The sequence below is a fragment of the Bradyrhizobium ganzhouense genome, from assembly GCF_049949285.1.
GTDB lineage: Bacteria > Pseudomonadota > Alphaproteobacteria > Rhizobiales > Xanthobacteraceae > Bradyrhizobium > Bradyrhizobium ganzhouense.
In genome coordinates, this window is sequence record NZ_CP181318.1 from 332459 (window position 1) to 353119 (window position 20661).

Annotated in this window: 18 protein-coding genes; 10 read left to right on the plus strand and 8 right to left on the minus strand. The window is 65.0% G+C overall.

Annotated elements, in window-relative coordinates; translation table 11 throughout:
* Window positions 1-58: 58 nt before the first annotated feature.
* Genes dapB through ACLFLU_RS01615 form a run of 3 tightly spaced genes read left to right on the plus strand, consistent with a single transcriptional unit; the run spans window position 59 to window position 3522 of the window.
* A complete protein-coding gene (gene dapB / locus ACLFLU_RS01605) occupies window positions 59-874 on the plus strand; it encodes a 4-hydroxy-tetrahydrodipicolinate reductase (RefSeq protein WP_426410631.1) in 816 nt (271 codons plus the stop codon).
* Between the two features lie 23 nt (window positions 875-897).
* Window positions 898-1521, plus strand: coding sequence for a 2,3-bisphosphoglycerate-dependent phosphoglycerate mutase (locus ACLFLU_RS01610; RefSeq protein WP_426410632.1), 624 nt, complete (start codon window positions 898-900; stop codon window positions 1519-1521).
* Between the two features lie 45 nt (window positions 1522-1566).
* Window positions 1567-3522 carry a CocE/NonD family hydrolase gene (locus tag ACLFLU_RS01615; RefSeq protein ID WP_426410633.1) on the plus strand — a complete coding sequence of 652 codons (1956 nt, stop codon included), beginning with the start codon at window positions 1567-1569 and terminating at the stop codon, window positions 3520-3522.
* Window positions 3523-3571: 49 nt separating this feature from the next.
* Here ACLFLU_RS01615 and ACLFLU_RS01620 read toward each other — a convergent pair whose 3' ends face one another.
* Window positions 3572-4465: a methylated-DNA--[protein]-cysteine S-methyltransferase gene (locus ACLFLU_RS01620; RefSeq protein ID WP_426410634.1), complete on the minus strand. Its 894-nt coding sequence runs from the start codon at window positions 4463-4465 to the stop codon at window positions 3572-3574.
* Window positions 4466-4520: 55 nt separating this feature from the next.
* Complete coding sequence (locus ACLFLU_RS01625; RefSeq protein ID WP_426410635.1) at window positions 4521-5054, minus strand: DUF2244 domain-containing protein; 534 nt, start codon at window positions 5052-5054, stop codon at window positions 4521-4523.
* A gap of 22 nt (window positions 5055-5076) precedes the next feature.
* On the opposite strand from ACLFLU_RS01625, the gene nth reads away from it, so the two are divergent.
* The 3 genes from nth to ACLFLU_RS01640 are packed head-to-tail and all read left to right on the plus strand — an operon-like array spanning window position 5077 to window position 8618.
* Entirely contained in the window at window positions 5077-5829 is a 753-nt protein-coding gene (gene nth, locus ACLFLU_RS01630; RefSeq protein ID WP_426410636.1) for an endonuclease III, read from the plus strand.
* A 37-nt stretch (window positions 5830-5866) separates the two neighbouring features.
* A complete protein-coding gene (locus tag ACLFLU_RS01635; RefSeq protein ID WP_426410637.1) occupies window positions 5867-7003 on the plus strand; it encodes an HlyD family secretion protein in 1137 nt (378 codons plus the stop codon).
* Window positions 6990-8618: an MFS transporter gene (locus tag ACLFLU_RS01640; protein WP_426410638.1), complete on the plus strand. Its 1629-nt coding sequence runs from the start codon at window positions 6990-6992 to the stop codon at window positions 8616-8618. The genes ACLFLU_RS01635 and ACLFLU_RS01640 overlap by 14 nt, the downstream gene beginning before the upstream one ends.
* A gap of 6 nt (window positions 8619-8624) precedes the next feature.
* On the opposite strand, the gene ACLFLU_RS01645 is transcribed toward ACLFLU_RS01640, so the two are convergent.
* The 3 genes from ACLFLU_RS01645 to ACLFLU_RS01655 all read right to left on the minus strand — a co-directional run bounded on the left by ACLFLU_RS01645 (window position 8625) and on the right by ACLFLU_RS01655 (window position 12102).
* The gene (locus ACLFLU_RS01645; protein ID WP_426410639.1) at window positions 8625-9365 is read right to left on the minus strand and encodes a sulfate transporter family protein; all 741 of its coding nucleotides are present in this window, start codon (window positions 9363-9365) and stop codon (window positions 8625-8627) included.
* Between the two features lie 162 nt (window positions 9366-9527).
* Window positions 9528-10943, minus strand: coding sequence for an MFS transporter (locus ACLFLU_RS01650; protein WP_426410640.1), 1416 nt, complete (start codon window positions 10941-10943; stop codon window positions 9528-9530).
* Between the two features lie 226 nt (window positions 10944-11169).
* A complete protein-coding gene (locus tag ACLFLU_RS01655) occupies window positions 11170-12102 on the minus strand; it encodes a LysR family transcriptional regulator (protein WP_426410641.1) in 933 nt (310 codons plus the stop codon).
* A gap of 104 nt (window positions 12103-12206) precedes the next feature.
* Here ACLFLU_RS01655 and ACLFLU_RS01660 point away from each other — a divergent pair, with 104 nt between their 5' ends.
* Window positions 12207-13382 carry a CoA transferase gene (locus ACLFLU_RS01660; RefSeq protein ID WP_426410642.1) on the plus strand — a complete coding sequence of 392 codons (1176 nt, stop codon included), beginning with the start codon at window positions 12207-12209 and terminating at the stop codon, window positions 13380-13382.
* Window positions 13379-14326: a hydroxymethylglutaryl-CoA lyase gene (locus tag ACLFLU_RS01665; RefSeq protein WP_426410643.1), complete on the plus strand. Its 948-nt coding sequence runs from the start codon at window positions 13379-13381 to the stop codon at window positions 14324-14326. The genes ACLFLU_RS01660 and ACLFLU_RS01665 overlap by 4 nt, the downstream gene beginning before the upstream one ends.
* Before the next feature lie 40 nt (window positions 14327-14366).
* On the opposite strand, the gene nikR is transcribed toward ACLFLU_RS01665, so the two are convergent.
* Both nikR and ACLFLU_RS01675 read right to left on the minus strand, forming a co-directional pair.
* Complete coding sequence (gene nikR, locus ACLFLU_RS01670) at window positions 14367-14813, minus strand: nickel-responsive transcriptional regulator NikR (protein WP_426410644.1); 447 nt, start codon at window positions 14811-14813, stop codon at window positions 14367-14369.
* A 131-nt stretch (window positions 14814-14944) separates the two neighbouring features.
* The gene (locus tag ACLFLU_RS01675; RefSeq protein ID WP_426410645.1) at window positions 14945-17395 is read right to left on the minus strand and encodes a heavy metal translocating P-type ATPase; all 2451 of its coding nucleotides are present in this window, start codon (window positions 17393-17395) and stop codon (window positions 14945-14947) included.
* 65 nt (window positions 17396-17460) lie between these two features.
* Between ACLFLU_RS01675 and ACLFLU_RS01680 the strand changes: the two genes are divergently transcribed.
* On the plus strand, window positions 17461-17736 hold the full coding sequence (locus ACLFLU_RS01680) for a metal-sensitive transcriptional regulator (RefSeq protein ID WP_007598521.1): 276 nt from the start codon (window positions 17461-17463) through the stop codon (window positions 17734-17736).
* Window positions 17737-17950: 214 nt separating this feature from the next.
* Here ACLFLU_RS01680 and ACLFLU_RS01685 read toward each other — a convergent pair whose 3' ends face one another.
* The gene (locus ACLFLU_RS01685) at window positions 17951-18934 is read right to left on the minus strand and encodes a YiiX/YebB-like N1pC/P60 family cysteine hydrolase (RefSeq protein ID WP_426414193.1); all 984 of its coding nucleotides are present in this window, start codon (window positions 18932-18934) and stop codon (window positions 17951-17953) included.
* Window positions 18935-19122: 188 nt separating this feature from the next.
* Between ACLFLU_RS01685 and ACLFLU_RS01690 the strand changes: the two genes are divergently transcribed.
* Window positions 19123-20511, plus strand: a complete 1389-nt coding sequence (locus tag ACLFLU_RS01690; RefSeq protein WP_426410646.1) for a flavin monoamine oxidase family protein — start codon at window positions 19123-19125, stop codon at window positions 20509-20511.
* Window positions 20512-20661 lie beyond the last annotated feature (150 nt).

The window sequence follows — 20661 nt, forward strand, 5'->3', positions numbered from 1 at the left end:
CCCCCTCGGTTGCCGGAACTGCATCCCGCCGCTACAACGGCCCTGAGAGGATCGCACCATGTCAGACATGCGCTTGATTGTTGCTGGAGCCGGCGGCCGGATGGGTCGCGCGCTGGTGCGGGCGATTGCCGACACCCAAGGCGCGGTGCTGGCGGGGGCGCTGGAGGCGCCGGGCTCGGAGCTGCTCGGCAAGGATGCCGGCGTGCTCGCAGGCCTGCCGGCCAATGGTATCAAGCTGTCCGCTGACCTCTGGGCGATGTCGAAAGACGCCGACGGCATCCTCGATTTCACCGTGCCGGCCGCGACCATCGCCAATGTCGCGATCGCGGCCGAGCGCGGCATCGTGCACGTCGTCGGCACCACTGGCCTGTCGGCTTCCGATAACGCCGTGATCAAGAGCGTCACCAATCGCGCCATCGTCGTGCAATCGGGCAATATGAGCCTGGGCGTCAATCTGCTCGCCGCAGTGGTCAAGCGCGTCGCCAAGGCGCTCGACGAGAGTTTTGACATCGAGATCGTCGAAGCCCATCACCGCATGAAGGTCGATGCGCCCTCCGGTACCGCGCTGATGCTGGGACACGCGGCCGCGGCCGGCCGCGGCATCTCGCTCGAGGACAATTCAGAACGCGGCCGCGACGGCATCACCGGCGCACGCAAGCAGGGCGCGATCGGCTTTGCCTCCTTGCGCGGCGGCACCGTCGCCGGCGAGCACAGCGTGACCTTCCTGGGTCCGTTCGAGCGGTTGACGCTGTCGCATCTTGCCGAGGACCGCATGCTGTTCGCGCACGGCGCGCTGAAGGCGGCGCTGTGGGCGCATGGCAAGAAGCCGGGACACTACTCGATGGCCGACGTGCTCGGCCTTGCCGACATCTGAAATTAGGTAACGGAAAGCAGTCAATGAGCGAACGTCTTCTCGTGCTGGTGCGGCACGGTCAGAGCGAATGGAATCTGAAGAACCTGTTCACCGGCTGGAAGGATCCTGACCTCACCGAGCTCGGCGCGAAGGAGGCCAGTGAGGCCGGCCGCAAGCTGAAGGCACAGGGCCTCGTGTTCGACGTCGCCTATACGTCGGTCCTCACGCGCGCGCAGCACACGCTCGATCTCATTCTCGACGAGCTCGGCCAGAAGGGCCTGCCGACATCGAAGGACCTCGCGCTGAACGAGCGCGACTACGGCGATCTCTCCGGCCTCAACAAGGACGACGCGCGCAAGAAGTGGGGTGAGGACCAGGTGCTGATCTGGCGCCGCTCCTACGACGTGCCGCCGCCCGGCGGCGAAAGCCTGAAGGACACGCTGGCGCGGGCACTGCCGTACTACGTTCAGGAAATCCTGCCTGGCGTGCTCAACGGCAAGCGCACGCTGGTTGCCGCCCACGGCAATTCGCTGCGCGCGCTGATCATGGTGCTGGAGAAGCTCTCGCCCGAAGGCATTTTGAAGCGCGAGCTCGCCACCGGCGTGCCGATCATCTACCGCCTCAATGCGGATTCGACGGTGGCGTCGAAGCTGGATCTGGCGTCGTAGCCGTTCGGGAGCTGGTGCGGAGCGGCGCAGAAAGGGCGGGCTTCCATGGACGGTTCGGCACGGAACGGAATCTCCCGACGTGAAGCCGCCAAGCTCGGCATTGGCCTTGGTTTGATGTCGGTCGCCGGCGCCGGAAAGGCGGCCCAGTCCTACGAGGTGATCCTCGAAGCCAAAATCATGGTGCCGATGCGCGACGGCATCAGGCTTGCCACCGATGTCTACCGCCCCGCGCTGAACGGGAAGGCGCTGCCCGGCCCGTTTCCTGTCATTCTCGAGCGGACCCCCTACGGCCGCAATATCGTCAGTCGATCCGAATTATCCGTCGCGGAGCCGAAGCCGAAATCGCGTGCCGAGGTCGCGGCGTTCTTTGCAAGGACCGGCTATGTCGTGATCTATCAGGACTGCCGCGGGCGCTATGATTCCGAAGGCGAGTTCGTCAAATATCTGAGCGATGGAAACGACGGCTACGATTGCTGCAAATGGATCGTGGCTCAGCCGTGGTGCAACGGCAAGATTGGCACCATGGGGCTATCCTACGCGGCTCATACCCAGGGCGCGCTCGGCTGCACCAACCCGCCAGGCATTGCCGCGATGTTTCTCGACAGCGGCGGCTTCTCCAATTCCTACCAGGGCGGGATTCGCCAGGGCGGAGCCTTCGAGCTGAAGCAGGTGACCTGGGGCTTCAACAACGGAATCGTCAGCCCAGCGGTTCAGAACGATCCGGTCCGGCTCGCCGAAATGAAAGCGATCGACCTGAAGGCCTGGTTCGCGCGCATGCCCTGGAAGCGCGGCCATTCTCCGCTGACGCCCGCTCCCGAATACGAAAACTACGTCTACGATCAGTGGGAACACGGCAATTTCGACGATTACTGGAAACAGATCGGCATTCACGCGGCCGGCTATTACGACCAGTTCAGCGACGCGCCGATGGTGCACATGTCGGCCTGGTATGATCCCTATCCGCGCACGGCGAGCGAAAACTACATGGGTCTCAAGGCCCGCAAGAAGGGTCCGGTCAGGTTGATCCTTGGCCCCTGGACACATGGCGACCGCTCGCTGACCTATGCAGGCGACGTCGATTTCGGGCCCGCCGCCACGCTCGACCGCAATCTGGCGCAGGACTATCTGAGCCTGAGATTGCGCTGGTTCGACGCCTGGCTGAAGGGCGAGCCCAACGGGGTGGCCGAAGAGCCGCCGGTGCGGATCTTCGTCATGGGAGGCGGCTCCGGCCGCCGCAACGCTGCAGGCCGGCTCGACCACGGCGGGCGCTGGCGCGCCGAAAAGGACTGGCCTATCCCGGACGCGCGCAATACGCCCTACCACCTGCATGGGAACGGCCGGCTGGCGCCGGAGCCGCCTGTGGCCGCAGCCGAGCCGCTGACCTTCGATTTCGATCCAGCGCATCCGGTGCCGACGATCGGTGGCACGGTGACTTCGGGCGCTCCCGTGATGGTTGGCGGGGCGTTTGACCAGACCGAGGGGCCGCGCTTCTTCGGCTCGCACGAGCCCTATCTTCCGCTTGCCGCCCGCCCCGACGTGCTGGTGTTCGAGACGCCGGTGCTCGATCGGGACATCGAAATCACCGGGCCGATCCTGGCTCATCTCTGGGTTTCGTCCGACCAGCCCGATACCGACATCACCATCAAGCTGATCGACGTCTATCCGTCGTCAGACGATTATCCGCAGGGCTTCGCCATGAACCTGACCGACGGCATCCTGCGGCTGCGCTATCGCAATTCCTGGGAGAAGCCCGAGCTGCTCCACCCGGGCGAACCCGTTGCCGTGACGGTCGAGGCCTTCCCCACCGCCAATCTCTTCAAGCGCGGGCACCGCATCCGGCTCGATGTCTCGTCGAGCAACTTTCCTCACTTCGACGTCAACCCGAACACCGGCGCAGCCGAGGGCAAGGGCCTCTCGCGCCGGGTGGCTCGCAACAGCATCTATCTGGACCGCGATCGCCCGTCGCACGTGGTCTTGCCGGTCATCCCCGAGCGATCGTGACCCGCTGGCGGTCGAAGCCGCAAGCGGGAGGCATCGAGGTGTGCGGCGATTACTGCGCGACTTGCCCGGCCTCCCAGCCCAGCATCGCCTGCTTGCGGGTGATGCCCCAGTGATAGCCGGTGAGCGTGCCGCTCTTGCCGAGCGCGCGGTGGCAAGGCACGACGAAGGAGACCGGGTTCTTGCCGACGGCCGCACCGACGGCACGTGAGGCCTTCGGCTTGTTGATGTTGCAGGCGATGTCGGAATAGGACACCGCGCGTCCCATCGGGATTTTCAACAGCGTCTCCCACACTCGCACCTCGAAATCGGTGCCGATCATTACCACCCGCAGCGGCTGGTCCGGCCGCCACAGTCTTGTGTCGAAGATGCGCTGCGCCAACGGCGCGGTGCCTTCGTGATCCTCAATGTAAGTTGCGTTCGGCCAGCGCCGCATCATGTCGGCCAACGAAGCCTTCTCCTCGCCGGGATCGGCGAAGGCGAGACCCGAGAGGCCGCGATCGGTCGCGATCACGATCGCGGTGCCGAATGGCGAGGGATGGAAGCCGTAGCGCAAGGTCAAGCCCGCGCCGCCGTTCTTCCATTCACCCGGCGACATCGCTTCGTGCGTAACGAAGAGATCGTGCAGCCGGCCCGGCCCCGAGAGGCCTGAGTCGAGCGCGGCGTCGAGGATGCTCGCGGAGTCCCGCAGCAACCCCTTGGCGTGGTCGAGCGTAAGCGCCTGCATAAAGGCCTTCGGCGTGATCGAGGCCCAGCGGCGGAACAGATGGTGCAGCTCATCCGGCGTGACGCCGGCCGCATCCGCCATCGCCTCGATAGTCGGCTGCGCGCGCCAGTTCTCCGAGATGAACGCGATGGCCCGGCGCACGGAATCATAGTCGCGCAGCGCGGCGTTCTGGGGGCCCGGCTTGGCCAGGCGCTGGTCATGTATGGCGAGTGTCATCATGACCTGAAATGTAGGCGCGGCGGGGGTGCGAAACCACCCGATTTCCGACGGCGCGTCAGGTTACGGGGTTGTAGGTCGGGCCGCGCTTGGCGGCGTTGAGTGCCTCAATCAAGCCCTTGTAAAAGCTTGCTTTTTCATCCGGCCCCAAAAAGCGGGCGATCTGGATCTGGTGGCCCCGCGAGATCAGATAGAGATGCTCGATGCCAAAATCCTCGTCGACTTCCATGTCGAGGCGGACCCAGAGCGGATTGAAGGTCCATTCGGCGACCTGGCCGCGATGGCTGACGCGCCGCACGCGCAATTCGGATGCAGTGACCGTGATCTCCTCACGCGCCCGCGCGCTGCGGAAATTGGCCTTGAAGGCCCACCAGACCACCAGCACGTCGAGGCCGAAAAAGCCGAACACCGGCCAGGCGCCCTTCATCAGGAAGACAATGCCGGTGACGAAGCTGACGACGCTCAGGAACAGCATCACGGCGAGAAAGCCGGTGCGGTTCAGCGAGCGATGCGGCGTCAGCAGCGCGGAGAAGATCTGCTGCTGGGCATGACCTTCAAGATCCTGGCGCTCAATTTCGTTGCCTGTGCTCATGGTCCCTCAGTATATCCCGATCATGGCGAAAATCACCCGCAAGCCGGCCCCGCGCAAAGCGGCGGTGCCGAAGAAAAAGGCAAAGGCAGCCAGCGCGAAGCCGAAAGCGCCGGCGAAGAAATCGATCAAGGCTGCTAAACCCTGGACGCCGGCCGAAGTTCATGAGGTCTTCAGCCGTTTCCGCGCGGCCAATCCCGAGCCGAAGGGCGAGCTCGAGCACGTCAATCCCTTTACGCTGCTGGTTGCCGTGGTGCTGTCGGCACAGGCGACCGATGCCGGGGTCAACAAGGCGACACGCGCATTGTTCGAGATCGCCGATACCCCGCAAAAAATGCTCGACCTCGGCGAAGAGTCCTTGCGCGAATACATCAAGACCATCGGCCTCTATCGCACCAAGGCGAAGAACGTGATCGCGCTGTCGGCAAAAGTGCTCAGCGATTTCGGCGGCGAGGTGCCGCGCACGCGTGCCGAGATCGAGTCGTTGCCGGGCGCAGGACGCAAGACCGCCAACGTTGTGCTCAACATGGCCTTCGGCGAGCACACCATGGCGGTCGACACGCATGTTTTCCGCGTCGGCAATCGCACAGGACTTGCGCCCGGCAAGACGCCGCTTGAGGTCGAGCTTGGTCTCGAAAAGGTGATACCGTCCGAGTTCATGCTGCATGCCCATCATTGGCTGATCCTGCACGGCCGCTATACTTGCCTCGCGCGCAAGCCGCGCTGCGAGGTTTGCCTGATCAACGATCTCTGCCGGTGGCCGGAGAAGACGGTGTGAGAACTACGTTCGGGTAAAGTGGTTTCGGGGGCCTATCGTGAGTCAGCAGGAACAAGCTTCGTCGCCGCCGCCGGCTCCCACACCGGCTCCGCCGCCCAAGCCAACGCAGCCGCCAGCGAGCTCGCTCTGGAGCCGGCTCGCGATCCCGCTGTTTGCCGTGGTCGTCGCGCTCGCCTTCGTCGCGCTGGCGACGCTGCGGTTCGACGAATGGGTCGGCAATGCCGTGGTTCAGACCACCAATGACGCCTATGTCCGCGCCGAGCTGACGCGGCTTGCGAGCCGCGTCTCCGGCGAGGTGCTGACCGTCGCGGTGACCGACTTCCAGCGCGTCAAGGCCGGCGATCTCCTGATCCAGATCGATCCCGCCGATTACGAGGCTCAGGTCGCGCAGGCCCAAGCCGCGGTCGCCGCCGCGCAAGCCGTGCTCGACAATCTCGCCAACCAGATCGAGCTGCAATATGCGACCATCGCGCAGGCCGAGGCCGCGCGCCTGTCGGCGGAAGCTCTGGAAGTCGAGGCCAAGCAGGAACAGGAGCGCCAGCAATCGCTGACGCAGACCGAATCCGGCACGCGGCAGCGGTTCGAGCAGGCGGTCGCAGGCCTTGCCAAGGCGCAGGCCGACGTGCGCGCCAGCCGCGCCGTGATCGCGGCCCAGCAGCATCAGCTCGAAGTTCTCCAAGGCACCAAGAAGCAGCGCGCTGCCGATCTCGACGCCACCAAGGCGACGCTGGCGAGCGTCAAGCTCAAGCTCGGCTACACCAAAATCACGGCGCCGTTCGACGGCGTCGTCGGCGAGCGCCAGGTGCAGCCCGGCGATTACGTCAATATCGGCACCAACCTCATCAACGTGGTGCCGCTGCCGAAGGTCTATGTGATCGCGAACTACAAGGAGACCCAGCTCACGCACGTGGTGCCGGGCCAGCCGGTCGAGATCACCGTCGACAGTTTCCCGCGCGAGAAGCTGCGCGGCAAGGTCGAGCGCATCGCGCCCGCGACCGGCGCGCAGGTCGCCCTGCTGCCGCCTGATAATGCGACCGGCAATTTCACCAAGGTCGTGCAGCGCATTCCCGTCCGCATCCAGTTCGACGAGAACCAGCCGCTGCTGGCGCGGCTGGTGCCGGGCATGTCGGTCGTCATCAGCATCGACACGAAGGGCGCGGATGGCGGAAAATGACGACGCCAGTCGCGGCCCCGTCTCGCGCGGCGGCGTCGCGCCACAGCCTCTGTTTGCCGTGGCAGCCGTGCTGCTCGGCTCGTTCCTCGCCAATTTCGACAGCCGCCTGACCACCGTCGGCCTGCCTGACTTACGCGGTGCGTTCGGGCTTAGCTTCGATGAAGGTGCCTGGCTCTCCACCGCCGGCATCGGCTCGCAGATTTTCATCGCGCCGGCTGTGGCGTGGCTCGCGACCGTGTTCGGCCTGCGCCGCGTGCTCGGCATCCCGAGCCTCGTCTATGCCGTCATCTCGCTGATCGTTCCCTTCGTGCGCGACTATACGACGCTGATCGCGCTCAGCGTCGTGCACGGCCTGCTGCTCGGCACCTTCGTGCCAGCGACGCTGATGATCGTGTTCCGTAATCTGCCGATCCGCTGGTGGCTGCCGGCGATCGCGCTCTATTCGATCCGCGTCGGCTTTGCGCTCGACACATCGAGCTCGCTGGTCGGCTTCTACGTCGACCATCTCGGCTGGCAATGGGTGTACTGGCAGAGCGTCGTGATCGCGCCCCTGATGGGCCTGATGGTCTATCTCGGCACGCCGAACGACCCGGTCAATCGCGCGCTGCTGCGCGAGGCCGATTGGGGCGGCATGCTGTTGCTCGGTGCCTCCGTCGGGATGATCTATGCCGGCCTTGATCAGGGCAATCGCCTGGATTGGCTCGGCTCCGGCACGGTGATGGCGCTGCTCGTCGGCGGTGGCGTGCTGTTCGTGGCCTTCCTCATCAACGAGGTGTTGGCGCGTCAGCCCTGGGCGCATGTGAACGTGCTGTTCTCGCGCAATGTCGGATTGTCGCTGGTCGTCATTCTGCTCTACACGCTGACCTCGCTCTCCAACTCGTCGCTGGTGCCGAACTTCCTCGGTAACGTCGTCCTGCTCAGGCCGGAGCAGAGTGGGCTCTTGCTGCTCACCTATGGCGCGCTGCCGATGTTCGTGCTGGTGCCTGCTTCGATCTGGCTGCTCCGCCATTTCGATGCGCGCGCGGTGACGGTGGTGGGATTTGCCTGCTTCGCGGCCGCCAATCTCTGGGGCACCCAGCTTACTCACGACTGGGCGCGCGAGGATTTTATCGGCATCGTCCTGCTGCAGGCCGTCGGCCAGTCGACGACGCTGCTGCCGCTCATCATCATCGCGCTATCGAACTCCGATCCGAGCCGTGCGACCTCGTTCGCCGCCTATATCCAGATCATGCGGCTCGGCGGCGCCGAGATCGGCGTAGCGCTGATGGGGACGTGGCTGCGCGTTCGCGAGCAGGTCCATTCCTTCTATATCGGCCAGAACCTCGAAGTCGGCGACGTCAATGTGGTGCGCGCGCTGAAGCAGCTCGCCGATCACTTCGCCGCCCACGGCGCCGGCTCGGCATCGGCGCGCGCCGTCGGCACGCTTGCGAGCTTCGTCGCGCGCGAGGCCAATGTGCTCGCCTATATCGACGGCTTCTGGCTCTGCTTCTGGCTGGCCATGGCCGCACTCGGCTTCATTGCTTTGATCACCCGCGCGCCGCCGGGCCCATTCACCCCGGCGCCCTTCGGCTTCGCCAAGATGCTGCTGCGAAAATGGGGGGTGTCGGTGACTTAGTCGCCGTCACCGCATCTGCCGCGCGGGCTCGATCAGCTCGGGCCGCGACCCGGACAGGCGCTTGTGCATGTGAACCATGAAGGCCATGCCGAAGATCGGCGTCGCCAGATTGACGATCGGGATCGAGACGAAGGCTGCGATGAAGAGGCCCGCGGTGAAGATGGTCGCGGCATTGTCGCGGCGCATCGCCTTGGCGTCCTCCGGAGAGCGGAAGCGCATTGCCGCGAGCTCGAAATATTCGCGGCCCAACAGCCACGCGGCGGCGAGGAAGAAGATCAGGAAACCGGCGCCGGCCAGGAACACCAGCGGCAGTGCGACCAGATAGACCAGGATGGTCAGCAGCGCGGTCTTGATGCCCTGGAGGATCGACTGGTTGAACGGCAGTGCCGTGCCCGGCCGCTCGGCCGGATAATATTCGCGTTCGACGACGTCGGCGACGTCGTCGACGAAGAAGCTCGCCACCAGCGAGGTGATCGCCGGCATCAGGAATACGCTGCCGAACACGACGCCGAGGCCGGCGGCGATCGAGATGATCCAGGTCAGCACCTCCAGCGACGAATGCCAGCTCGGCCCGAGCAGGCCTTCCAGCCACACCCCGCCATAGGTCGCGAACCAGCTCAGCAGCCGTTGCAACCCGATCGCGAGCACGACAATCAGCACCAGCGCAAGCCCGATCGATCGCCACAGGATCGAGCGCATCGGCGGCGACATCATTTGCGACAGCGCCTTGACGGCGGCATCCAGCATGGGAACCTCTCACTAAACCACCCGCGAGACGTAGACACCCCGGACCGCTTCGGCAAGGGAGGCTGACCCGGTCTGATTGCGTCATAAGCACCCTCACCCCTCGTTCTGAGGAGCTTGCCTAGCAAGCGCCTCGATGGATCGCCTGGAGCTGGCAGGACACGGCTACACCGTATCCAGCGCCTTGCCGCGCACGTTCGGGCCGAACAGCGCCATCGCGATCACCACGATCAGCATGGCCACGGTGATCAGGCCGAACACGCCGATGACGCCGGCCTCCTTCAGCATGTAGGCGACGATGAATCCGGAGAATGTCGCGGAGAGCCGGCTCATGGAATAGACGAGGCCGGACGCTTGCGCGCGGATCTGGGTCGGAAACACCTCGGTCTGGTAGGCGTGATAGGCGTAGGACATCGTCGTGTTGCAGGCCGTCAGCAGCACGCCGCAGACGATCAGCAGTCCCGGCTCGGTCAATTGCGCGAACGCCATGCCGAACACGATGATGGCGATACAGGCGCCGGCGATGATCCATCGGCGTTCGAACTTGTCGGCGAAGCTTGCGGCCAGCAGCGGCGCGATCGGATAGGCGAAGGCGACGATGAAGGAATATTGCAGGCTCTTGGTGACGGTGATGCCCTTCTCGACCAGCAGCGTCGGCACCCAATTGGCAAAGCCGTAGAAGCCGAACGCCTGGCAGAGATTGAACACCATGAACAGGACGACGAGCGGGAGATAGGGCGGACGGAACAGGTCGGCAAAGCCGATGCGTGCGGCTGTTTGCGTCGCTGGTCGTGCGAGCGAAGCTGCGGGGCCCGGCGCGGCGGCTCCGCCTCGGGCTTCCAGCGCCGCGAGGATGCGAAAGGCTTCCTCGGTGCGGCCATGACGCGCCAGCCAGAGCGGGCTCTCGGGCAGGAACAGCCTGAGCACCCAGATGATCATGCTGGCGGCGGCCCCGATCAGCACCACCCAGCGCCAGCCCTCGACGCCATAAGGCGCGAGCGGCACCAGCCACCAGGCGAGGAAGGCGACGATGGGCACGGCGATGAACATGATCGACTGGTTCACCGCAAAGGCGCGTCCACGAATCCGGCTCGGCACCAGCTCGGTGATGTAGGCATCGATGGTGATGACCTCGACGCCGATGCCGATCCCGGCGAGGAAGCGCCAGAGCAGCAGGCCTTCCGAGGAGGTCTGACAGGCCATGATCACCGATGCCGCCGTGTAGCCGAGGAGTGCGTAGGTGAAGATCGCGCGGCGGCCAAAACGGTCGGCGAGGAAGCCGAGGAAGAAGGTGCCGACGAACAGGCCGGCGAAGGTCGCAGCGACGAAGGCGCCGATGCCGGAGAAGCCGAAGAAGGCCGTTGTCGTCGTGCTCATCAATCCGCTGCGGCTGAGCCCCGGCGCGATGTAGCCGGTCAGGAACAGATCGTAGATCTCGAAACAGCCGCCGAGCGAGAGCAGGATGACGAGCCGCCAGACATAGCCCGTCGCCGGCATCGCCTCGAGCCGTCGCGAGATCTCGTCCGGTCCGGATGGCGCAGCGCCGAGTTCAAAGCCTGTGTCGATGCCGACAACGCTCATGATGTCCTCCCCGTGGCGCGCGGATCGCACGCTGATCCCGGCGGCTCATCTTTGTTTTTTGCGAGCCTTGTTCGTGAGTCTTGCCGGACCGCGCCATGTTGGCGGGTCGAGGGCGGAAATCCAGAAGAACATATCGATGGAAGCGTTCGAGATTTTCGAACTCGTCGGTCGTCTCCCTCTCCCCGCGAAGAGCGGGGCGAGGGAGCGCGCCGTCGTTGGAGAGGCATCACCCCGCCAGCGTCGCCTGCCACGCGCCCGCGCGCACCTGTTCGGCGATCAGCGCCAGCATCAGCCGCCGCATTTCTTCCATGGCGTAGGTCATCGGGCGGTTGCGCAGGCGGCAGAGATAGAGCGTGCGGGTGAGTTTCGGGGCGATCACTTCGCGCGCGACCAGGCGGCCGGCGGCGAGCTCCTCCCGCGCGAACAGCTTTGTCGCGATGGTGCAGCCGAGCCCTTCCACCAGCGCGCCGGTCATGCCCGTGATCGAGTTGGCGTGCAGGATCGCGCTGCCCTCCAGCCGTTTGAGCAGGACCGGATCGTCGAGCAGCGCGCGCGAGGACAGGCCAAGGCCGTAGCGCAGCAGGATCAGCGGCAGCCGGCTCAGCTCCTCGAAGCGGATCGGGGTCTTGCTCTTGCCGACCAGTTTTGGAATGCCGACGAGGAACATCTCCTCTTCGAGAACCGCTTCCGTAATCAGCTCCTTCTCCGACGGCGGATTGTAGACCAGCGCCAGATCGACATTGGAGATCATCAGATGCATCAGCGTCGCGCCCGATAGGCTCTCGGTCAGCGACAGCTTGAGCTTGGGATATTTGGTCAGCACCGTGCGCATCAGCTCGACGCCGATCGCCTTGACGCCGGAATTCGCCATGCCGATCGAGATCTCGCCGGCAATGACGCGGGCGCCCTCGCGCACCTCGGTCTCGGCTTCCGCCATCGCGCGCAGGATGATGCGGGCGTGCTCGTAGAGCCGTTCGCCGGCCGCGGTCGGGTCCATGCCGCGCGACTTGCGCTCGAACAGCGGCGTTGCGAACTCGGCCTCCAGATTCGAGATATGATGGCTGAGCGCGGATTGCGCGACATTCACCTGGTCGGCCGCGCGCGACAGGTTCCGTTGCTCGTAGACGGCGATGAAATAGCGGAGCTGGCGCGAATCCATGTCGGTCTGCGTTCTATAAGCGCGAAGGCAATCTTCGACAGATTATATTTTTAAGAAGGCTTGTGAAGGCCTAGTCTTCGAGCCGAACGGACAGGGAGTGATGTATGGCTGAGACCGGATTGCCGCTCGAAGGCGTGCGGGTCGTCGAGATGACCCACATGGTCATGGGCCCGACCTGCGGCATGATCCTCGCCCAACTCGGCGCCGAGGTGATCAAGGTCGAGCCGCCCGCCGGCGACAAGACGCGGAGCCTCGGCGGCATGGGCACGGCGTTTTTCCCGCTGTTCAACCGCGGCAAGCGCAGCGTGGTGCTGGACTTCGAGAAGCCTGAGGATCGCGACACCATGCACCGGCTGCTGGAAACGGCCGACGTGTTCCTCGAAAACTTTCGCGATGGCCAGCTCGAGAAGCAGGGGCTTGGCGCCGAAGAACTGCGCCGCCTTCATCCGCATCTGATCATCGCCGGTCACAAGGGCTTTCTGTCCGGTCCCTACGAGCACCGTCCCGCGCTCGACGAGGTCGTGCAGATGATGTCGGGGCTCGCTGCGATGACAGGCACCAAGGAGAAGCCGCAGCGCGTCGGCTCCTCCGCCAACGACATCATGGGCGGCATGTTCGGCGTGATCGCGATCCTGGCAGCGCTCTATCAGAAGCGCGGGAGCAAGCGCGACGGCGCCGATATCCGCATCGGCCTGTTCGAGAACTGCCTGTTCCTGGTCGCCCAGCACATGGTCGAGTACGAGATGACCGGCAACAAGCCGCGCTCGATGCCGGAGCGCGAGCACGCCTGGCCGATCTACGACATCTTCGATGCCGCCGGCGACGGCCGCATCTTCATCGGGGTCGTCACCGAGGGCCATTGGCAGGCGTTCTGCCGCGAGTTCGGCCTGACCGAGTTTCTCGACGATCCCACCTTGCGCACCACCACCGATCGCATCCTGGCGCGGCCGCGGATCCTCCCGCGCGTGGCCGAGATCATCCGGCAACGGGACGTGGCGGAGCTGTCGCAAAGGCTCGACGCGCTCAACATCTGCTTCTCGCCGATCAACCGGCCGGAAGACCTCCTCACCGATCCGCATGTGCTGCGGCCGGGTGGCCTCGTCACCAATATCACCGCCGACGGCAAGCCATTTCACGTGCCGACGCTGCCGCTTGAATGGAACGGCAGCCACTTTGGCGAAGGCCTGAAGGTCGCACCGCTCGGCGCGGACACATCGGCCGTTCGCGCCGAGATCGACAACAACGACGTTACGTCAAAAGCCGCTGGGAGGCGCGCATGAGCCGGATCGAGACCATCTACCCCGCGGACCGCGTTGCCTTACGCGAAGTCGGCCTGCGCGACGGGCTTCAGCTCGTGAAGAAGTTCCCGTCAACCGCGGCCAAGCAGCGCTGGGTGCGCGAGGAGTATGCGGCTGGCGTCAGGCATTTCGAGGTCGGCTCGTTCCTGCCGGCGAAGACCTTTCCGCAATTCGTCGATGTCCGCGATGTCATCGCGACGGTGGCGAGCCTGCCCGGCGCCCATGGTGTTGCGCTCGCGCTCAACGAACGCGGCGTCAACGAAGCGCTGGAATCGGGCGTCGGCGAGATCGCCTCGGTGGTGTCCGCAACCGAAGAGCATAGCCAGGCCAACGCGCATCGTTCGCGCGACTCCGCAATCGCCAATGTGAAGCGCCTTTGCGAGATGCGCGATGCCAGCGCCCACAAGCCGCTGGTGAACGCCGCGATTTCGATGGCGCTGGGTTGCTCGATCACCGGCGCGGTCGATCCCAAAGAGGTGCTGCGGCTCGTCGACAAATGCCTCGAGGCCGGCGTCGATTTCGTCGCGATCGCCGACACCGTCGGCTATGCCGGACCGAAGCAGGTGGGTGAATTGTCGCGCGCCGCGGTCAAGCTCGCGGGGAAAAAGCCGATTTGCATCCATCTCCACGATACCCGCGGCATGGGCATCGCCAACGCCGCCGCGGCGCTGGACGAAGGCGTCCGCATCCTCGACGGCTCGCTCGGCGGCCTCGGCGGCTGCCCCTTCGCGCCCGGCGCGACCGGCAATGTCGTGTTCGAGGACCTCGTGTTCCTGTGCGAGAGCAAGGGTTTTGCGACGGGCATCGATCTCGACCGGTTGATCGCGGTCCGCAAGATCCTGCGCGAGGAGATGCCGAACGAGCAGCTCTACGGTGGCCTCGCGCGGGCCGGGTTGCCGGGTGGGAGTGCTGCGAAGGCGGCGTGATCTTCGCCTCTCACCGTAAGACCGGGGTGAGGGAGAAGCCTCAGTCATGCCGATGCCCGTGCTTCCTTGCCTTGGGCGGTTTCCCTTCTCCCGTCGGAATCATCACCACACGCCCATAACGCACGCCACGCTCCGCGATGATGTGGTCGGCAAAGTGGCTGACCTCGGCAGCATCGCCCTTCAGCGCCGTCATCTCCATGCAATTGTTATCGTCGAGATGGACGTGCAAGGTCGCGAGCGCGAGGTCGTGATGGCCGTGGAATTCCTCCACCAAGCGCTTCGAGAGATCGCGCGCGGCATGGTCGTAGACATAGACGAGGCCGGCGACGCAGGGGCCGCTCTGCGCCGTGTCCTTGCTCGACTGCTGCAGCCCGGCGCGGGCAAGGTCGCGAATGATCTCGCTGCGGTTCTGGTAGCCGCGCGCTTCGGCTGCGGCATCGATCTCCGCCAAAAGATCGTCCTCGATCGTGATCGTTATCCGCTGCATCAGATAGTCCCCGCGTCTCGGCTGTGTCCCGTGAACCGTAGCCCGGATGGAGCGAAGCGCAATCCGGGACGGTGCCAATATGTGGCCAGGACCCCGGATTTCGCTTCGCTCCATCCGGGCTACGAAGGCCCCTATAACCGAGTCCCGCGAAGCCGCAACGCGTTCCCGACCACGCTGACCGAGGACAGCGCCATCGCGGCCGCCGCGATGATCGGCGACAGCAGCACGCCGAAGGCGGGATAGAGGATTCCGGCGGCAATCGGAATGCCGGCGGCGTTGTAGATAAAGGCGAAGAACAGGTTTTGCCGGATGTTGCTCATCGTTGCCTGCGATAGTTTTCGCGCCCGGACGATGCCGGTGAGGTCGCCCTTGAGCAGGGTGATGCCCGCGCTTTCCATCGCCACGTCCGTGCCGGTGCCCATGGCGATACCGACCTCGGCCGCCGCCAGCGCCGGTGCGTCGTTGACGCCGTCACCGGCCATCGCGACACTGCGGCCGGCCTTTTGCAGCTTGGTCACCACCGCGCTTTTCTGGTCCGGCAGCACCTCGGCTTCGACGTCGGCGATGCCGAGCCGCCGTGCCACGGCTTCGGCCGTGGTGCGGTTGTCGCCGGTCAGCATGATCACCTTGATGCCTTCGGCGGCGAGCGCTTTCAGCGCCTCCGGGGTCGAAGCCTTGACCGGATCGGCGATGGCAAACAGACCGGCGAGCCGGCCGTCGATCGCCATGTTGATGACGGTAGCGCCGTCGCCGCGCAGGCGCTCGGCCTCCGCGTCAAGCACGTTGGTGTCGATTCCGATCGATGTCAGATACTTTGCGTTGCCGAGCACGATGGTCTTGCCATCGACCTTGCCGGTCGCGCCCTGTCCCGTCGGCGAATCGAATCCTTCGACCTGGCTGAGCGCAAGCTGCTTCTCCTTTGCCGCGCGCACGACAGCGTCGGCGAGCGGATGCTCACTGGCGCGTTCGACGCTGGCTGCAAGCCGAAGGATGTCATCCTCGGCAAAGCCGCCCGCCGGGACGATCGCCACCACCTTGGGCTTGCCTTCGGTCAGGGTGCCGGTCTTGTCGACCACCAGCGTGTCGATTGTCTCCATCCGCTCCAACGCTTCGGCATTCTTGATGAGCACGCCGGCATGCGCGCCGCGGCCGACGCCGACCATGATCGACATCGGGGTCGCCAGGCCCAGCGCACAGGGGCAGGCGATGATCAACACACTGACGGCGGCGACGAGGCCGAAGGCGAGCCTCGGCTCCGGGCCGAACCAGGCCCAGGCCGCGAAGGCGATGATAGCAACAGCGATGACGGTCGGCACGAACCAGCCGGCGACGTGGTCCGCCAGCCGCTGGATCGGCGCGCGCGAGCGCTGCGCATCCGCGACCATCTGCACGATCTGCGACAGCAGCGTCTCGCGACCGACCTTCTCGGCCCGCATGATGAAGCTGCCGGACTGGTTGAGCGTGCCGGCGATGACTTTTGCGCCAACCTCCTTGGTGACAGGCATGGATTCGCCGGTCACGAGCGATTCATCGAGCGAGGAGCGGCCCTCGAGAATAACGCCGTCGACCGGCACTTTTTCGCCGGGACGTACGCGCAAGGAATCGCCGGCGTGCAGAGAGTCGATTTCGACCTCATGCTCATTGCCGTCGGTATCGACGCGGCGCGCGGTTTTTGGCGCGAGTTGCAACAGCGCCTTGATTGCGCCCGACGTGGCATCGCGGGCGCGCAGCTCCAGAACCTGGCCGAGCAAAACCAGGACGGTGATGACCGCGGCGGCCTCGAAATAGACGGCGACCGCGCCCTCATGGCCGCGGAAGGTCGCAGGGAAAATCTGCGGCGCGATGGTGCCGATCAGGCTGTAGACATAGGCAACCCCGGTGCCCATCGCGATCAGCGTGAACATGTTGAGGTTGCGCGTGACGAGCGATTGCCAGCCGCGGACGAAGAACGGCCAGCCGGCCCAGACCACCACGGGCGTCGCGAAGACGAGCTGGATCCAGTTCGACAGCACAGGCTCGATCCAGTTGTGCGGACCCGCGAGATGTCCGCCCATCTCCAGCACCACGGGCGGCAGCGCCAGCGCGCCGCCGATCCAGAACCGCCGCGTCATGTCGGCGAGCTCCGGATTCGGTCCGGTCTCCAGGCTCGCGACCTCCGGTTCCAACGCCATGCCGCAGATCGGGCAACTGCCGGGTCCGACCTGGCGGATCTCCGGATGCATCGGGCAGGTGTAGATCGTGCCCGCCGGCATCTCCGGCTCTGGCACCTTTTCCTTTGCGAGATATTTGGCGGGATCGGCAGCGAACTTCGTGCGGCAGCCGGCCGAGCAGAAATGGAAGGTCTCGCCGTGATGCTCAAAGCGGTGCTTTGACGTCGCGGGATCGACGCTCATGCCGCAGACGGGATCGAGGACCTTTGTCGCAGCTGCGCTGTGGTCATGACCGTGATGATGGGCATGATCGCCATGCCCGCTGCAGCAGGACGAGGCCGCAGGCTTCGGGGGCGCCGCGGTCTTGGCGGAGCAGCCGCATCCGGAATGCGTGTCCGCGTCGTGATGATGCTTGTGGTCCGCGTCGTTCATTTCCATGCTCCGGCCCTTGTACCAGGGTACTTGCAACCCATACCCGGTAGGGGTATATAGACCGCATGCGCAAGGACATCAAGGCATCCGTCGGAAAACGTCTTGGCCGGATCGAGGGCCAGGTTCGCGGCCTCTCGAAAATGGTCGAGGAGGATCGCTACTGCATCGACATCGTCACGCAGATCTCGGCGGTGCGTGCCGCGCTGCGCCGGGTCGAGGAAGAGGTTTTGAAAGACCACGTCGCCCATTGCGTCGAGCACGCCATCGCCAGTGGTGATAAGGCGGATCAGCGCGAGAAGATCGCGGAACTGATGGCGGTGATCGGGCGGGCGGAGCGGTAGGGTTTCCCTGTTGTCCCGGCGAAGGCCGGGAGCCATAACCCCAGGGAGAAGTTTGGCGAAGATCAGAAGTTGATCTCTACCGCGGTACAAAGGCCGCAGGTGACGGATAGATTCCGCGGTATGGTCCCGGCCCCCCCGTGCGCAATTGCGCACTAGGCCGGGACGACACCGAATATGTTGGACGGCGGTCGCGTTACATTTTTCCCGATGAGAGCTACGCTGCCCTCTCCCGCGAGCGCCCCCGGCGCCTCGGGCGGTACATCGCGATTCTCTTCAGCAGCAAAAAGTGCTCCGAGATGGTGACGCGTTCGACCATTTCGGCGGGCTGTGCACTTACTTGCTCAGCCGGAACTTCAGCCGGCGTCTCTTCGTCAGTCGCTTCAGGAACGAGCGGCGGCGCACGGAGCGTTTCTGGAAACACACCGAATGAGCCCGCTACCTCCTCGAGCGGCTTTTGCTTGTCGGCCCAGTGCAAGGCTGTGTAGTCGAAGCCGTGCACGATGGTGGGTTTGACCACTTCGAAATAGGGCGAGATGTCGAAGTCGCGGGGCATGTAGAGCGAGGAATCGCGGATGTGCAGAATCTCGCGGCGGGCGGCGCGGCTGCCGGCCTTGGTGATCTTCGGCAGGATCGGATAGCGCACCGCGTCGAACGCCTGCGCGATCAACGCCGAGCAGATGATCTTGGTCGGATCGCCCGACCCGATCGCAATCATGCGCCGCCGCCATCGCTGCGGGATCGGCAGTGGAAACAGGAAGCGCATCAGATCGATGATGTTCTTGGTGTCGTAGCCGAAGCCGATGCGGTTGATCGCATAGCGGCACACCGTGGTGCGGTCCTCATAGGACAGCCCGACGGGCCGGCAGACGCGGGTGTGGTAGGGGAAATACTTCGACAGCGGGGCGCAGGTGACGCCCTCGCCGATATTCGCCTCGATCAGCACATGCGGCTCGCCGCCGGGCTCAATGGCGCCCTCGATGGGGCCGACATAGAGCGCGGCATGCGACCAGGTCGACTGCGTCAGATATTTGATGATGCCGGAGATGCGGTTGTTGCCCTCGACCAGCAGCACGTCGCCGGGCTCGATGACGCCGCGCAGGTGCTCCGGGTCGCTCGGCGTGAACGGCTCGTAGCCCGGCACCTCCTTCGAGAGGTACGCGGCAATCAGCTTGCCGACTGAATCTAGGACCGTCCCCATGAACTCCCCCAGGCCTTTTCTGGCCATCTTTTTTTCCATCTGTATCATGGTCCAAACCTGTTGCAATTCAGTTCATGGCTCTGTGACTTCAAACACGATTGATTCACCATGATGGTTGCTGCGCAACATCAGATGCGGCAAGGTTCGCTGGCTGTTCCCGTTCGCCGCAAGTCCCCGGAAACCATGACATGACAATCACGCGCCGCAGCTTCCTATCGGCGTCCGCGGCCTTTGCCGCAACACCGATCCTGCGCGCGACCGCTGCGCCCTTGCCGCGCGATGCTGACATTGTCGTGATCGGTGCGGGTGCGGCCGGAATCGCTGCAGCGCGGCGCGTCATGGCGGCCAATCGCAAGGTCGTCGTGGTGGAAGCGGCGTCGCAAATCGGCGGGCGCTGCATCACTGACAGCACCACCTTCGACGTGCCGTTCGACCGCGGCGCGCGCTGGATGCACAATCCCGACACCAACCCGATGATCCGGCTGGCGCGCAGTGCCGGGCTCGATGTCTCCCCGGCCCCATCGGGCCAGAAGATGCGGATCGGCCGCCGCAATGCGCGCGCGGGCGAGACCGAGGAGTTTCTGGCGGCGCTGGTGCGCGCCAACCGTGCCATCGACGAGGCGGCGCGCGGCAAGCTCGATACGTCCTGCGCGTCGGTCCTGCCAAAGGATCTCGGCGATTGGGCGGGCGCCGCCGAATTCGTGCTCGGCGCGAGTTTTGCCGGCAGGGACCTGAAAGAGCTGTCGGCGATCGACAAGGCGCGCGCGCAGGACCGCAACGCCCCGATCGCATGCCGCCAGGGCCTGGGCACGCTGATTGCCAAGCTCGGTGAGCAGGCGCCGGTTGCGCTTGCGACCCCGGCAAGCCGGATTGTCTGGAGCAATCGCGACGTCAGCGTGGAGACCCAAGGAGGCAAGATCGCCGCGCGCGCGGCCATCATCACGGTCTCGACCAACGTGCTCACCGGCGGCGCGATCAAGTTCGCGCCTGACATCCCCAAGCGCACGCTCGATGCGGCGTCAAAGCTCACGCTCGGCAGCTACGATCACATCGTGCTGCAGCTGCCGGGAAATCCGCTCGGGCTCTCGCGCGACGACATCCTGATCGAGCAGAGCAACTCGACGCGCACCGCGCTGATGTTCGCCAATATCGGCGGCTCCTCGCTGTGCTCGATCGACGTCGGCGGTTCGTTCGGCCGCGATCTCTCTGAGCAGGGCGAGAAGGCAATGGCGGCCTTCGCGAAGGAGTGGATCACGAAGCTGTTCGGCAGCGAGGTGGCAGCCAACATACAGAAGACCGCTGTGACGCGCTGGAATGCGTCGCCCTATGTCATGGGCGCGATGTCGGCAGCCTCGCCCGGCGGCCAGTTGTCGCGAAAAGTCTTGACCGAGCCGATCGGCAACATGTTCCTCGCCGGCGAAGCCACGCATGAAACGCTGTGGGGCACGGTCGACGGCGCCTGGGACAGCGGCGAGCGCGCCGCGGACGCCGCGCTCCGCAAGATCGGTGCGCTGAAGGATGGGCCGGCCGAGGTGCCGACGCAGTCGACGAAGCGGCGGCGCGCACCGCGGCAGTAGAGCAACGAAGCCACAACAAACTCCGCTGTCGTCCCGGACAAGCGAAGCGCAGATCCGGGACCCATAACCACAGGGAGTAGTTTGGCGAAGACCCGGAGTTATCGCCTCGCCTGATCACCTCTCCCTGGGGGTATGGGTCCCCGCGTTCGC